Source organism: Pseudomonas sp. FP1762, from assembly GCF_030687105.1.
Classification (GTDB): domain Bacteria; phylum Pseudomonadota; class Gammaproteobacteria; order Pseudomonadales; family Pseudomonadaceae; genus Aquipseudomonas; species Aquipseudomonas siliginis.
Map to the genome: position 1 here is coordinate 1,315,436 of NZ_CP117458.1, position 13,823 is coordinate 1,329,258.

At 60.8% G+C, this 13,823-nt stretch carries 11 protein-coding genes; 2 read left to right on the forward strand and 9 right to left on the reverse strand.

The features are described from left to right. Window positions 1-21 precede the first annotated feature (21 nt). A complete protein-coding gene (gene fpr, locus PSH90_RS05690; protein ID WP_007908723.1) occupies window positions 22-801 on the forward strand; it encodes a ferredoxin-NADP reductase in 780 nt (259 codons plus the stop codon). 173 nt (window positions 802-974) lie between these two features. Here the strand turns inward: fpr and tsaA are convergent, their stop codons facing one another. From tsaA to rimO, 6 genes are all read right to left on the reverse strand, one after another. Beyond that, the gene (gene tsaA, locus PSH90_RS05695; protein WP_252877591.1) at window positions 975-1,673 is read right to left on the reverse strand and encodes a tRNA (N6-threonylcarbamoyladenosine(37)-N6)-methyltransferase TrmO; all 699 of its coding nucleotides are present in this window, start codon (window positions 1,671-1,673) and stop codon (window positions 975-977) included. Between the two features lie 166 nt (window positions 1,674-1,839). After that, window positions 1,840-2,610 (reverse strand): SDR family oxidoreductase, encoded by a 771-nt coding sequence (locus tag PSH90_RS05700; protein WP_252868891.1) that lies wholly within the window; start codon window positions 2,608-2,610, stop codon window positions 1,840-1,842. A gap of 129 nt (window positions 2,611-2,739) precedes the next feature. Then, the gene (locus tag PSH90_RS05705; protein ID WP_056783315.1) at window positions 2,740-3,210 is read right to left on the reverse strand and encodes a DUF1456 family protein; all 471 of its coding nucleotides are present in this window, start codon (window positions 3,208-3,210) and stop codon (window positions 2,740-2,742) included. A 70-nt stretch (window positions 3,211-3,280) separates the two neighbouring features. Next, complete coding sequence (locus PSH90_RS05710; protein WP_056783317.1) at window positions 3,281-3,991, reverse strand: rRNA pseudouridine synthase; 711 nt, start codon at window positions 3,989-3,991, stop codon at window positions 3,281-3,283. Between the two features lie 189 nt (window positions 3,992-4,180). Further along, window positions 4,181-4,654 (reverse strand): acetyltransferase, encoded by a 474-nt coding sequence (locus tag PSH90_RS05715; protein ID WP_252877592.1) that lies wholly within the window; start codon window positions 4,652-4,654, stop codon window positions 4,181-4,183. 321 nt (window positions 4,655-4,975) lie between these two features. Continuing rightward, window positions 4,976-6,313, reverse strand: a complete 1,338-nt coding sequence (rimO, locus tag PSH90_RS05720) for a 30S ribosomal protein S12 methylthiotransferase RimO (RefSeq protein WP_041478077.1) — start codon at window positions 6,311-6,313, stop codon at window positions 4,976-4,978. A 349-nt stretch (window positions 6,314-6,662) separates the two neighbouring features. Between rimO and PSH90_RS05725 the strand changes: the two genes are divergently transcribed. Continuing rightward, window positions 6,663-8,504 (forward strand): potassium transporter Kup, encoded by a 1,842-nt coding sequence (locus tag PSH90_RS05725; RefSeq protein ID WP_370695135.1) that lies wholly within the window; start codon window positions 6,663-6,665, stop codon window positions 8,502-8,504. A gap of 198 nt (window positions 8,505-8,702) precedes the next feature. On the opposite strand, the gene PSH90_RS05730 is transcribed toward PSH90_RS05725, so the two are convergent. The 3 genes from PSH90_RS05730 to mprF form a co-directional block, all read right to left on the reverse strand. Then, window positions 8,703-9,017 (reverse strand): DUF3077 domain-containing protein, encoded by a 315-nt coding sequence (locus PSH90_RS05730; RefSeq protein ID WP_252877593.1) that lies wholly within the window; start codon window positions 9,015-9,017, stop codon window positions 8,703-8,705. A 718-nt stretch (window positions 9,018-9,735) separates the two neighbouring features. Further along, the gene (locus PSH90_RS05735; RefSeq protein WP_252877594.1) at window positions 9,736-11,031 is read right to left on the reverse strand and encodes a virulence factor family protein; all 1,296 of its coding nucleotides are present in this window, start codon (window positions 11,029-11,031) and stop codon (window positions 9,736-9,738) included. Further along, complete coding sequence (gene mprF / locus PSH90_RS05740) at window positions 11,031-13,670, reverse strand: bifunctional lysylphosphatidylglycerol flippase/synthetase MprF (protein ID WP_252877595.1); 2,640 nt, start codon at window positions 13,668-13,670, stop codon at window positions 11,031-11,033. The genes PSH90_RS05735 and mprF overlap by 1 nt, the downstream gene beginning before the upstream one ends. Between the last annotated feature and the right edge of the window lie 153 nt (window positions 13,671-13,823).

A 13,823-nucleotide genomic window follows, 5' to 3' on the forward strand; every position in this document is an offset into this window, starting at 1 on the left:
ATCTCCAGGAGTCAAACGTACATGAGCAACATGAACCACGAGCGTGTCCTCAGTGTTCATCACTGGAACGACACTCTGTTCAGCTTCAAGTGCACCCGCGATCCGGGCCTGCGCTTCGAGAACGGTCAGTTCGTGATGATCGGCCTGCAACAGCCCAATGGCCGCCCGCTTATGCGCGCTTACTCGATCGCCAGCCCGAACTGGGAAGAGCATCTCGAGTTCTTCAGCATCAAAGTGCAGGACGGTCCGCTGACCTCCCAGCTGCAGCACTTGAAGGAAGGCGACGAGATCATCATCTCGAAGAAGCCTACCGGTACGCTGGTTCTCGATGACCTGAACCCGGGCAAGCACCTGTACCTGCTGAGCACCGGCACCGGTCTGGCGCCGTTCATGAGCGTCATTCAGGACCCGGAAACCTACGAGCGCTTTGAGAAAGTGATCCTGGTTCACGGTGTGCGTTACGTCAATGAAGTCGCCTACCGCGAATTTATCACCGAGCATTTGCCGCAGAACGAGTTCTTCGGCGAGGCGCTGCGTGACAAGCTGATCTACTACCCGACCGTGACCCGCGAGCCGTTCGAGAATCAGGGCCGCCTGACCGACCTGATGCGCAGCGGCAAGCTGTTCAGCGATATCGGCCTGCCACCCATCAACCCGCAGGACGACCGCGCAATGATCTGCGGCAGCCCAAGCATGCTCGACGAGACCAGCGAAGTGCTCGACAGCTTCGGCCTGAAAATCTCGGCGCGGATGCGCGAGCCGGGTGATTACCTGATCGAGCGTGCGTTCGTCGAAAAATAACCTGCGATACCTGTGGGAGCGAGCCCGCTCGCGAAAGCAGTCTGTCATTAAGATTGATGTTGACTGACACGACGCCTTCGCGAGCAGGCTCGCTCCCACAGTTGGTTTTTGGGTGTGACAGTAAAAGCCCGCGTTGCCTGAGAAGGCAGCGCGGGCTTTTTCGTTTGCGGGTTTTATGCCTTGGCCGGGATGACTTCCAGCACGCGGATCTGTTCGGGCGTCGGGTAATGCCAGCGCACGTCCAGATCCCAGAACTGCGCACCATATTCACGTTCCGGCGCCGGTGTCTGATACGCCGGACGCGGATCCTGCGCCAGGCACTGCTCGATCAACTCAACCAATGGCTCTTCAAGCCGCTGAGCGTGGGTGTGCGCTTGTTTCAAGGCTGACTCCACCCACTGGACGTCGATCAACTGCGGCGCCGCGCTGGCGATGTCATTGGTTGCCCCAGGGATGATGTCGGCATACGGCACATACGGTTTGATATCCAGCACCGGCGTGCCGTCGAGCAGATCGATCCCGGAGATAAACAGCCGATTACCTTCGACCCTGTCCAGCTTCACCACCGACTGGCCAATGCCGTTCGGCCGGTGCGTGGCGCGGGTGGCGAACACGCCCATCGACTTGTTGCCGCCCAGGCGTGGCGGGCGCACTTTCAGTCGCGGTTTGTCTTCCAGGGCTTGGTGGAACAGAAACAACAGCCACACATGGCTGACCTGCTCCAGCCCCTGCACGGCGTCACCCTGGTCGAACGGCGCGACCAGTTCCAGCACGCCACGGGCGGCCGGGGCCAGTTGTGGCTGGCGGGGGATGGCGAACTTCTCCTTGAAGCAGGAGCGCACGAAGCCGATGGGGGAGACGCTGTAAGTCATGGTCTGGGATCGAAGCGGGTAGGGCGGGCATGATAACCCGGCCCGCTTCAAGTCTGGTGGTGACAGGGCTGGCCTCTTCGCGAGCAGGCTCGCTCCCACAATGGAGTTGCGTTGTGTACGAAATCCCTGTGGGAGCGAGCCTGCTCGCGAATGCCGCACCGCCGACCTACAGACTGAACCCACCATCAAGAGGAATGATGTTCCCGGTCATATAAGCCCCCGCCGTACTCGCCAGGCTGATCGCCAGCGCCGCCATCTCTTCCTCACGCCCCCAGCGCTTCATCGGAATCAGCGCAGTATCCTCAGCCAATGCCTGTTCATCATTACCAATATGGTGGGTCATCTTGCTCGGAAAGCGACCCGGCGCAATCACGTTGACGTTGATGTGCTGGCTCACCAGTTCTCGCGCCAGAATGCGCGACAACTGATGCAGAGCGGCCTTGCTCGGCCCATAGGCATATGCCTGCTCGCCAAACGAAGAAATCCCCGCCACCGAACCGATATTGATGATCCGCGCCGGATTCGCCGCCGAACCAGCCTTGCGCAGTAACGGCAGAAACTGCTGGATGCAACTGAACACCGACGTCACGTTGAGCTGCATGACCTTTTCCCAGCCCTTGACCGGATAGCTCTCCAGCGGCGCGCCCCACGTGGTGCCGGCATTGTTCACCAGAATGTCCAGATGAGTGATCTGCTCACCCAAGCGCGCGGCCAGTTCCTGCACGCCTTCTTCAGTGGCCAGATTCGCCGCCACGCCGTGGCAAGTGCCGAAGGCACTGAGTTCTTGCGCCGTTTGATGACAGGCTTCGGCGTCGCGGGAGCAGACGAACACTCGGGCGCCAGCCTCGACAAAGGCCTTGGCGATCATTTTGCCGATACCACGGGTGCCGCCGGTCACCAGAGCGGTGCGGCCTTGCAGGGAAAAGTACGGGTGCATGGCGAATCCTGAGGGCTAGGGGTCAATACACCCTAGTCGCCAGCCGCAAAAAACGGAGCCACTATTTTCGAAGGGAATGAACGGTCATGCGCTGCGGTGGCGACCATCAGTCGCCACCGCAGAAGGGCATCAGGCCGGGCGAACGCGCAGGGTCAGACCCTTGAGGAAGTTACGCAGCAACTGATCGCCACACGGCCGATAGTTGGTGTGGCCGACCTTGCGGAACAGCGCGCTCAGTTCAGGCTTGGATACCGGAAACTCGGCGGCCTTGAGGATCGCGTGCATGTCGTCTTCTTTCAGTTCGAAGGCCACACGCAGTTTTTTCAGGATGATGTTGTTGGTCACCGGCACTTCGATCGGCTGCGGCGGACGGCTTTCGTCCTTGCCGCGTTTGAAGATCACCAGGCCGTCGAGGAAGTGCGCGATGACTTCGTCCGGGCAGCGTACGAAGCCTTCTTCGTCTTCTTCTTTCTTGTCGAGCCAGGTGATGACATCGGCGAGCGTGACGTCCATGCCGCCCAGTTTGATGATCTCGACAACTTTCTTGTCGCTGATGTCGAGCATGTAGCGCACGCTGCGCAGTACGTCGTTATGAACCATGTCGGTATTCCTGATGCGTTGTGGGCAGCGCTCGCGGGCGCTGCCGGAATGTGTGGCGGCAGTGGAAGTTCTAGAACTTCTCTTTGCCGGACAGGTAGCGCCATTGGCCAACCGGGACCTTGCCGATCGAGACGCCGCCGATGCGGATACGGCGGATGCCGATGACCTTCAGGCCGACCGCTTCGCAGAACTGCGCGATGATTCCCGGCTGCGGGTTTTTCATGGCGAAGCGCAGGCGGTTTTCGTTCTGCCAGCTGGCCTTGACCGGCGGCAGCTCCTTGCCCTTGTGCGTCAGGCCATGTTGCAGGCGGTTGAGGCCGTGGGCAGCCATCTCACCTTCGACTTCGACGATGTATTCCTGCTCGATCTTCGCCGCGTCGGCGGTGAGTTTGCGCAGGATTTTCCAGTCCTGGGTGAACACCAGCAGGCCGCTGGCCTTGGGCTGCAGGTCGGCGCTGGCGGTCAGGCGCAGGAAATGCCCGCGCAACGGACGCTTGCCGTAGCGATGCTCTTCGCTGAGGGTTTCGGCGCTGAGCGATTGCATGGCGCTGTCGACATCCATGCCGGCGGGCGCGTTAAGCAGGATGGTCACCGGCTCCGGCGCGGTGGCCTTGGCGTCCTTGTCGAGCTCGACCTTTTGCTCGCCGACCTTGAATTGCGGCTCATCGATGACTTCGCCGTCCACGGTGACCCAGCCGCCCTCGATGAACAGCTCGGCCTCCCGGCGGGAGCAACCGACCAGTTCGATGAGGCGTTTGGAGAGGCGGATCGGGTCAGTCATGACGGGGCCGTAACAAAAAAGGGGTGGGCATTGTACCTGTGTGGAAGCGGTTAAGCCCGGTTCCATTTGCAGGGTGTTGGTATTCCCTATGGGAGCTGGCTTGCCTGCGATGGTATCAACTCGGTATTTCTCGTACACCGCGGCGTCTGCATCGCTGGCAAGCCAGCTCCCACAGGGTTCCAGGTTGTGTCAGGCATGGTTCGCGCGCTGCTGGGACTGCCGCAAGCGCATATGCAGCAACGGATACGGCTGGCCCATGCCGTCGACCTCGGAGCGGCCGATCACCTCGAAGCCCTGTTTCTCGTAAAAACCCAAGGCTTGCGGATTTTGTTCGTTGACGTCGAGTTCATCGGCGTTGAGCCGTTCGATCGCATAGCGCAGCAACTGCTTGCCCAGTCCCTGACCACGATGGTCGGGATCGATGAACAGCATTTCAATCTTGCCCGCCGCGACACCGGCAAACCCGGTGATGCGCTGCTGGCGGTCCTTGGTGCAGATCAGCATTACCGCGTCGAGATAGCGGGTGAGCACCAGATTGCGCAGCAGCTCGATATAGCTGTCCGGCAGAAAATCATGTGTCGCGCGAACCGAGGCCTCCCAGACCCGGGTCAGTTCCTGGTAATCGCTGAGTTTCGGTGTGTGGATGACCGAATGCTGACGCATGTGCGTGTGCCTCTTGTGCGGTTCAAGGGAGTCCGTCCCCCGCTAAACGATAGCCGCAAAAAAGCCCCGTATCTCGGAAAAGAGCGGGGCTTTTTGGATTTGTTGCGGTGTCTGGCTGGCTATTTCTGTCGCCAGCAAGATCTCTCCCCCTCACCCCAACCCTCTCCCCCAGAGGGGGCGAGGGGGAAGGGAGCTGAACTTCGTGCTTTTCAAACCTGAGTTCGACCGGATAGCTCAGGTCGATGTACCTAGAAAGAACAACACGGTCAGCTCCCTCTCCCTCTGGGAGAGGGCTGGGGTGAGGGGCTTTTGATCTTCAGATCAGATCTGCTCAGCCCACAGATCATATTCGTCAGCGTCAGTCACCTTGCACCAGACCTTGTCGCCCGGCTTCAGGTTGCTGCCGTTATCAATAAACACGTTGCCATCGATTTCCGGGGCGTCGAAGAAGCAACGGCCGACCGCGCCTTGCTCGTCCACCTCATCCACCAGCACTTCAATCTCACGACCAATGCGCATCTGCAGACGTGCCGAGCTGATCGCCTGCTGGTGCGCCATGAAGCGTTCCCAACGGTCTTGCTTGACGTCGTCCGGGACCACTTCCAGATCCAGATCGTTGGCCGGTGCGCCATCCACCGGCGAGTACTGGAAGCAGCCGACGCGGTCGAGCTGGGCTTCGGTCAGCCAGTTGAGCAGGTACTGGAAGTCTTCTTCGGTTTCGCCCGGGAAGCCGACGATGAAGGTCGAACGGATGATCAGGTCCGGGCAGATTTCGCGCCAGTTCTTGATGCGCGCCAGGGTCTTGTCTTCGAACGCCGGACGTTTCATCGACTTCAGTACTTTCGGGCTGGCGTGCTGGAACGGGATATCCAGGTACGGCAGGATCTTGCCGGCGGCCATCAGCGGGATCAGCTCGTCGACGTGCGGGTACGGATAAACGTAGTGCAGGCGGACCCAGACGCCCAGCGTGCTCAGCGCTTCGCACAGTTCGGTCATGCGGGTTTTCACCGGCGCGCCGTTCCAGAAACCGGTGCGGTATTTCACGTCGACGCCGTAGGCGCTGGTGTCTTGCGAGATCACCAGCAGCTCTTTGACTCCGGATTTGACCAGGCGCTGCGCCTCGTCGAGCACATCACCAACCGGACGGCTGACCAGTTTGCCGCGCATCGACGGGATGATGCAGAACGAGCAGCTGTGGTTGCAGCCTTCGGAAATCTTCAGGTACGCGTAGTGGCGCGGGGTCAGTTTGATGCCTTGCGGCGGCACCAGGTCGATCAGCGGGTTGTGATCCTGACGCGGCGGCACCACTTCGTGCACGGCGTTGACCACTTGCTCGTACTGCTGCGGACCGGTCACGGCCAGCACGCTCGGGTGCACGTTGCGGATGTTGCCTTCTTCCACGCCCATGCAGCCGGTAACGATGACCTTGCCGTTTTCCTTGATCGCTTCGCCGATCACTTCCAGCGACTCAGCCTTGGCCGAATCGATGAAACCGCAGGTGTTGACCACCACGACGTCGGCGTCCTGATAGGTGGACACCACGTCATAGCCTTCCATGCGCAGCTGGGTCAGGATGCGCTCGGAGTCGACCAGTGCTTTCGGGCAACCCAGAGATACAAAGCCAACCTTTGGATTGGCCGGCGCAGGAGTGGTGGACATGTCTAACCTCGGTGTTTTGTGACGTCGCTTGCTTGGTGCGCAAGCCGACGGATGGGCGCTTAGGGCGCGCCTCTGATCAAAAAGTGCGCAATTCTAGCGGCGGGCAACGCACTTGACCAGCTTTATACGGGGAAATACGACGAGTGCTGCGCTATGCTTCGCGCCGTTGAGCTTTACCGATTTCTTGCAGTCAATCATTGGTCTGTAACAACAGGTAAAACAGCGCATGCTGCAACTCAAAGCATAGTGCTTCCTTCAAAGAAGCCGGTATCGAGATCAGGAGTGTTGGATGGGTCAGGCAAGTAGTCATGCGGCGGGCGCCGAGGGTTCGGCAAGCAGACCGCTGAGCATGCTGGTCGCGGCGGTCGGGGTGGTTTATGGCGACATCGGTACGAGCCCGTTGTACACCCTCAAGGAAGTGTTTTCCGGCGGTTACGGCGTGCCGGTCAATCACGACGGCGTGCTGGGCATTCTGTCGTTGATCTTCTGGTCGCTGATCTGGGTGGTCTCGATCAAGTACATGATGTTCGTCCTGCGCGCCGACAACCAGGGCGAGGGCGGCATCATGGCGCTGACCGCACTGGCACGGCGCGCAGCGGCGGGGCGCAAGCGCCTGCGCACGCTGTTGGTGGTGTGCGGGCTGATCGGCGCGGCGCTGTTCTATGGCGACAGCATGATCACCCCGGCCATTTCGGTGCTGTCGGCGATCGAAGGCCTTGGCCTGGCGTTTGACGGCATTGATCACTGGGTGGTGCCGCTGTCGCTGGTGGTGCTGGTCGCCTTGTTTCTGATCCAGCGCCACGGTACCGCGCGGATCGGCATTCTGTTCGGGCCGATTATGGTCACCTGGTTCCTCGTCCTCGGCGCCCTCGGTGTGTACGGCATCAGCCACACCCCGGAAGTGCTGCACGCGCTGAACCCGATGTGGGCGGTGAATTTTTTCGTCGTGCACCCGGGCATGGGCGTCGCAATTCTCGGCGCCGTGGTGCTGGCGCTGACCGGCGCGGAAGCGCTATACGCTGACATGGGCCACTTCGGTCGCAAGCCGATCGCCCGCGCCTGGTTTCTGCTGGTGCTGCCGGCGCTGGTGCTGAATTACTTTGGCCAGGGCGCGTTGCTGCTGGAAAACCCGGAAGCCGCGCGCAACCCGTTCTATCTGCTGGCGCCGAGCTGGGCGCTGATTCCGCTGGTCGGCCTGTCGACCCTGGCCACGGTGATCGCTTCGCAAGCCGTGATTTCCGGTGCGTTCTCCCTGACCCGTCAGGCGATCCAGCTCGGTTACATCCCGCGCATGTACATCCAGCACACCTCCAGCGACGAACAAGGCCAGATCTACATCGGCGCGGTGAACTGGGCGCTGATGGTCGGCGTGGTGCTGTTGGTGCTGGGCTTCGAATCCTCCGGTGCACTGGCCTCGGCCTACGGCGTCGCAGTGACCGGCACTATGCTGATGACCACCATTCTGGTGTCGGCGGTCATGCTGCTGCTGTGGAAATGGCCACCGATCCTTGCGGTGCCGGTGTTGATCGGCTTCCTGTTGGTGGATGGTCTGTATTTCGCTGCCAACGTACCGAAGATCGTCCAGGGCGGCGCTTTCCCGGTGATCGCCGGTATCGCGCTGTTCGTGCTGATGACCACCTGGAAGCGCGGCAAACAGCTGCTGGTCGAACGCCTCGACGAAGGCGCGCTGCCGCTGCCGATCTTCATCAGCAGCATCCGCGTGCAACCGCCGCATCGGGTGCAAGGCACCGCGGTGTTCCTCACCGCACGCTCCGACGCCGTACCGCACGCGTTGTTGCACAATCTGCTGCATAACCAGGTGTTGCATGAGCAAGTGGTGTTGCTGACGGTGGTCTACGAAGACATCCCGCGCGTACCGCCATCGCGGCGCTTCGAGGTCGAAGCGCACGGCGAAGGCTTCTTCCGGGTGATCCTGCACTTCGGTTTCACCGACGAGCCAGACGTGCCGCAAGCGCTGAAGCTGTGTCATCTGGATGATCTGGACTTCAGCCCAATGCGCACGACCTACTTCCTCAGCCGTGAGACGGTGATTGCCTCGAAACTGGAAGGTATGGCCCGTTGGCGTGAGGCGCTGTTTGCGTTCATGTTGAAGAATGCCAATGGCAATTTGCGGTTCTTTAATCTGCCGCTGAACCGAGTGATTGAGTTGGGGACGCAGGTGGAGATGTAAGCCTGGCCTCAACTGAAAAGCCCCTGTCAGCCTTGTGGTTGGCGGGGGCTTTTTTGTGCCTGTGCCCAATCCCTCAAACCACCGCTGATTCCCTGTGGGAGCGAGCCTGCTCGCGAAGGCGTAGTGTCAGTCGAAGCATGTGGTGGCTGAACCACCGCATTCGCGAGCAGGCTCGCTCCCACAGGGTATTGGGTTGAATCAAGAGGTGCGTTCAGACAGATCAGCTTCAGATTCAGTCTTCGTCCGCGCAGGTCGTGGGATCAGCGCTTGGATCACGTCATCAACCAAGGCTTTGCCCATCACCGTCAGGTAATGCGCAGCCCAGGCATGGCGGTCGGTGTCTCTGATGAAGGCGGCGTCTTCTGCGAAGGATTTGGCAAGGGACAGCAGGTCGGAGGATTGGGACAAGGCATTGATGATCGGGACGCCGGAGCGGACATTGAAGAACGCTTGATCCGAGTTGTAGAGGAAAGGGGTGAAGCCGATGGTTTTAAGATCAGATGGATTGCTCATTGTCAGTTCCCTTGATTTCGAGAGCTGCCGCATCCGATACCAAGCGAATGGGTGGCAGCTGTGCGCAGGTTGGTAAACCGGGGAACCAAGGAAACCGGCACGCTCGAAAGCGTCCCACACACAGCTGCCATAACACAGGGGCTCGGACGGGATTTCGCCTGAGTCGTGTCGGGTGCGCTGTTGCGCCTTATTCCACCGGGTTACCAAGCCCGATCGCTGAATGGGTCAGCGACGTCCTGAGAGTATCCCGTCGAAAAACAGCGCAATAGAGCGGCAAAGCGCCCCAACAAGAGTTTCGGAGTTTGCCTACAAGGTCTGTGGGCGTCATCTGATATTGCGAGACCGGAAGTAAACGAAACTAAACGTTGCTGGCGATTTTGTGGGTATTTGTTCGGTAGATGAATGAGTGTGGAGTTGACGATTCGATAATGCCAATTAAGCAGGTGTCCACGTTTTATGGAATGTGGACATTTGGTGATTTTAGTTTCCTGAAGAGTCAAGAAATTTACGAGCCTTGCCACAAAACCGCTGAATCCAGCGCAATTCCCCTGTGGGAGCGAGCCTGCTCGCGAAGGCGTAGTGTCAGTCGCCGAATCTGTAAACTGACCCACCGCTTTCGCGAGCAGGCTCGCTCTCACAGGGATTTTGGTGGCTGTTGGGATGTAAAAAGCCCCCGCAACCGTGAAGTTGCGGGGGCTTTTTGTGGATGCGCTTCAGATCACTCTTCGGCGACCGAGTCCTTGCTCTGGCGCTTCTGAATCAAGTCCACCAAACGCTTGGCCAGCGCTGGATAGTTCTCATCGAAGTGATGCCCGCCGGGCAGTTTCACCGCTTCGCCGACAGCAGTCTTGTCGGTGCAGCCACTTTCATCCGTCTCTTCTTCGCCATAGATGCACACAACCTTGGCCGCTGGCAGCTTGGCCATTTCCGGGCCGGTCGCGGCTTCTTTGCCGGCGTTGCCCAGCCAGCCTTCGACTTCGATTTCGAAGCTGCCGGTGCGGGCGAAGGCGAGCAGGATGATCGCGTCGACGCGTTGCTGTTCGTTCTCTGGCAGGCGGTTGTAGATCGCCGGCAGGACGTCAGCGCCGAACGAATAGCCGGTGAGGATGAAGCGCTTGGTGCCCCATTTCTGCCGGTAGTGCTGCATCAGTTCGGTGAGGTCGAGTGCGCTTTGCTCCGGGCTCTTGTGCTGCCAGTAGTAGCGCAGGGTGTCGATGCCGACGACCGGGTAGCCGATCTTGGCCATTTCGCCCGCCACGTCACGGTCGAGGTCGCGCCAGCCGCCATCGCCGGAGAGGAACAGGGTCACGGTGTCGTTGGCCTGACCGGCCGGCACTTCCACGACCGGGATCGCCAGGCCGCCGTTGGCCTTGTCGCCGCCGACGAGGATTTTGCGCAGTTCGTTGTTCAGCACTTGCGGCAGATTGATGTCGTAGTCGCTGATGCTGGTTTCGGCGTTCGGCTGATCGCGCACGAAGCCCGCGCTGGCGTCGTCCGGGTTGTCGTTCCACGCCACCAGCCAGTGGCCGTGGGCGGCGGATTTCGGCAGCAGGTGAGTGCAGCCGGGTTTTTCCAGGGCCAGATCGACGGAGACGGCCTGGGCCTTGTCGTCTTTCTGTTCCGCCAGCCAGCGCCACGCCAGCACAGCGCCTGGGCCGATGCCGCTGACCAGAGTGGCCGGGCCATTCAGTTCGCGCAGGCCCGATTGCAGGGCGCGGCTTTGCAGCAGGCAGTCCTTGGGCAGAATCACCTGAACGATCTGCGCCGAAGCGCTGCGGCTGAGGGTGGTCAGTTGTTTCTCGGAAAGCTTCTGTTCGTCGGTGACGGCCACCAGCACCTGAGCCTTCGGCTTGTTGCCGGGGATCACGCGGGTCATGACCGTGCCATCGGCGGGTTTGAGCTGTTCGACGGTCGGTTCCGGTGCCGGGCGTTTGAGGTACCAGTAACCGCCGCCGGCAATCACGGCCAGCACCAGCAGGGCGGCCAGGATGTACTTCAGGGAGCGTTGAATCATCAGCGTTTCACCAATCCAGTCAAGCCGCCCGCGATCAGGGCAGCAGTATCGGCCAGCGCCACGAGCGGATCGAGTCCGGCGGGCACGGCCATATAACGGGGTTCCCAGTCGGGCTGGAACTTGTCTTTGAAGCGGCGCAAGCCTTGGAAGTTGTACAGCTGCTCACCACGGCGGAAAACCATCGAACCCAGGCGCTGGGTCAGCGGTGCGCCGCGCCGGGGTTGCAGCCCCGACAACGGCACCATGCCCAGGCTGAAGCGCGCGTATCCGTGACTCTTATAGTGTTGAATCAGGCCGACCATCATGAATTCCATGGTCAGCTTCGGCGCTTCCGGGTGCGCGCGCATCAGGTCGAGACTGGCCAGGTCGTGGCTGTAGGTCTCGAGCAGATTGGCGAATGCTACCGGGCGGCCTTCGAAGCGAATCACCGCAATGCGGAAATGCTTTAGGTAATCGTCGCTGAAACGGCCGAGGGAGAAGCCTTTCTCGCGCACGTTCTTGCCGGTCAGCCAGGCATCGGAAATCACTTTCAGCTCGTCCATCGGCGCCTGGCCCGGCTCATGGATTTCCAGCGACAGACCATCGCGAGTGCCACGGTTCCAGGTGTAGCGCAGATCCTTCATCTCCTTGCCCTTGGCTTCCAGGTCGAAGCGTTGCAGATCGACCCTGGCTTCTTCGCCGAGCTTGATCGCTGTCAGGCCGATGTCCATGTAGTACGGCAGATTCTCCGCGCGCACCTGATAGAACACGGGGCGGGTGTGATGGATGTCGCAGAGATCGCGGAACTGCCAGATCATTTCCGCGCGTTGCTGGCTCGGCCCGATCGGGTCGTACAGCGCCACCAGACTGCGGCCACGGCGGGCGTACATCAGGAACGCCTCATCGTTGGGGTGAAACAGCAACGCCTTGTCACCGGTCAGCGCGAGGCCGCCGTCGGGTTGCGACGAGGCCATGAGGATTTTCGCCGCGCGATCCAGTTCCTCCGGCGTCGGCAAATGAATCACCGGGCGCGCCGTGCGCAGCAGCCAGGTCAGCGAGATGATCACCAGCAACACCGCCGCGCCGAGCAGCGAGCGCAGACCGCGCGGCGCGTCAGCATCGAGGGTGAACTGCCACCACAGTTGATGGCTGTAGGGTACGTCCTGATAGGCGAACAGCAGCAACCAGGCCGAAGCGCCCAGCACGCAGAGACTGGCGACCAGATACAGCGGCGAAAACGGCAGTTCGGTCAAACGGCTCGGACGGTAGAAGGAGCGGCGGAACACGCCGAGCAGCGCGGCCGTCAACGTCATCAGCGTGGCTTCTTCCCAGTCGAAGCCTTTGAGCAGTGAGAGCAGGGCGCCGACCAGCAGCAGGATGGTGGTCAGCATCCACGCCGCCGACAGGCGTCGGCGCAGACCTTGTGCGAGCAACAGACAGAGGACGCCGATCAGGCTGGCGCCGAAGTGCGAGGCGTCGACCAGACGATGCGGGATCAGAAAACCGATGTGCTCCAGGCGGGTATCGATTTCCGGGGTCGCGCCGGAAAACAGCAGCACCACGCCAGACAGGAACACCAGCACCGCCAGAACCGGCGCGGCCAGACCGGACGCCGCGCGCATGGTCTGGGATTGAAACAGGCGCTGGCCTTCGTTGATCAGCAGCAATACGCAAGCGACCAGCAGCGGCAGCACCACGTAGATCAGGCGATACAGCAGCAGTGCAGCGGCCAGCGGCGCGGCGCCAAGCTTGTCGGCAAACGCGGCGAGCAGAATCGCTTCGAACACACCGACGCCGCCAGGTACATGACTGAGCACACCGGCGGCCAGGGCCAGCAGATACACCAGCAGGAACGGCGCAAACGGCGGCGCTTCCGGCAGCAACAAGTAGAGAACGGTGGCGGCAGCCGCGACATCGAGGGCGGTGATCACCAGTTGCAGAAAGGTCAGACGACGACCCGGCAGGCGCAGGGTGCGCCGCCCGGCACGGACCAGCAGATTGTCGGGGTAGGGTTGTTCCGGCAGGCGACGACGATAGATGCCGATCGCCAGCACCGTACCAAGGATCAATATGGCAGCGGCAACCGAGCCCAGCAAGATTTCGGACAGCCCCAGCGCTTGCGAGGCGGCGGGCAGGTTGCTCAGGGTGGCCAGCGCTGCCAGTGGCGGCAAGGCGCAGCCCAGCGAGAGGCTGGCAAATAGCGTCATGTGCGCAACTTCCGACGCACCGACGCCCAGTCGCGCATATAAACGATAACGAACCGAGCCGCCGGACAGCAGCGACAGGCCGATCGCATTGCCAATCGCAAATGCGGTGAAGCCGCCGAGCGCGAGCGTGCGCGGCGGCAGTTTCACGCCAGCGTAGCGGCTGGCCGACCATTCATAGCCGAGCAGAATGATGAAACCGACCACGGTCGCACCGATGGCGCCGAGCAGGGCCGGTTTCGGCACGTCGAGAATCGAGTCATGCAACGCATAGAGATCGAGCTCGGCGAGCAGATGGCGGCAGGCAATCAGGGCAATGGCAAACAGCAGCAACGTGACGGCCAGACCGATCGGCTGACGGTATTTGCTTAATCGATCCAGCCAGCGCAAACGCTCGGGTTTGATCGGTTGTTCTGCTGTAACGGTGTCTTGTGGATCAGACGAGTTGGCGCGCATCAATCACCTCTTGGATTGTGCGCGACAGGATGGAGGTATCCAGCCAAGTTACCAATCCCTGTAGAAAAAAATAATCACAAAATACTACGCCTCTCGTCGGGCATCGGCGAGGGCAGTTCCTGGATTGCAGAAACCCTGTCTGCGACTCAAGCA

Bases quoted from the DNA above. Each gene is read 5' to 3' on its own strand.
- PSH90_RS05735 (WP_252877594.1), bottom strand. From the start codon at position 11,031: ATGATTCAACGCTCCCTGAAGTACATCCTGGCCGCCCTGCTGGTGCTG.
- mprF (WP_252877595.1), bottom strand. From the start codon at position 13,670: ATGCGCGCCAACTCGTCTGATCCACAAGACACCGTTACAGCAGAACAA.
- PSH90_RS05705 (WP_056783315.1), bottom strand. From the start codon at position 3,210: ATGGTTCATAACGACGTACTGCGCAGCGTGCGCTACATGCTCGACATC.
- fpr (WP_007908723.1), top strand. From the start codon at position 22: ATGAGCAACATGAACCACGAGCGTGTCCTCAGTGTTCATCACTGGAAC.
- PSH90_RS05715 (WP_252877592.1), bottom strand. From the start codon at position 4,654: ATGCGTCAGCATTCGGTCATCCACACACCGAAACTCAGCGATTACCAG.
- PSH90_RS05730 (WP_252877593.1), bottom strand. From the start codon at position 9,017: ATGAGCAATCCATCTGATCTTAAAACCATCGGCTTCACCCCTTTCCTC.
- rimO (WP_041478077.1), bottom strand. From the start codon at position 6,313: ATGTCCACCACTCCTGCGCCGGCCAATCCAAAGGTTGGCTTTGTATCT.
- tsaA (WP_252877591.1), bottom strand. From the start codon at position 1,673: ATGACTTACAGCGTCTCCCCCATCGGCTTCGTGCGCTCCTGCTTCAAG.
- PSH90_RS05725 (WP_370695135.1), top strand. From the start codon at position 6,663: ATGCTGGTCGCGGCGGTCGGGGTGGTTTATGGCGACATCGGTACGAGC.
- PSH90_RS05700 (WP_252868891.1), bottom strand. From the start codon at position 2,610: ATGCACCCGTACTTTTCCCTGCAAGGCCGCACCGCTCTGGTGACCGGC.
- PSH90_RS05710 (WP_056783317.1), bottom strand. From the start codon at position 3,991: ATGACTGACCCGATCCGCCTCTCCAAACGCCTCATCGAACTGGTCGGT.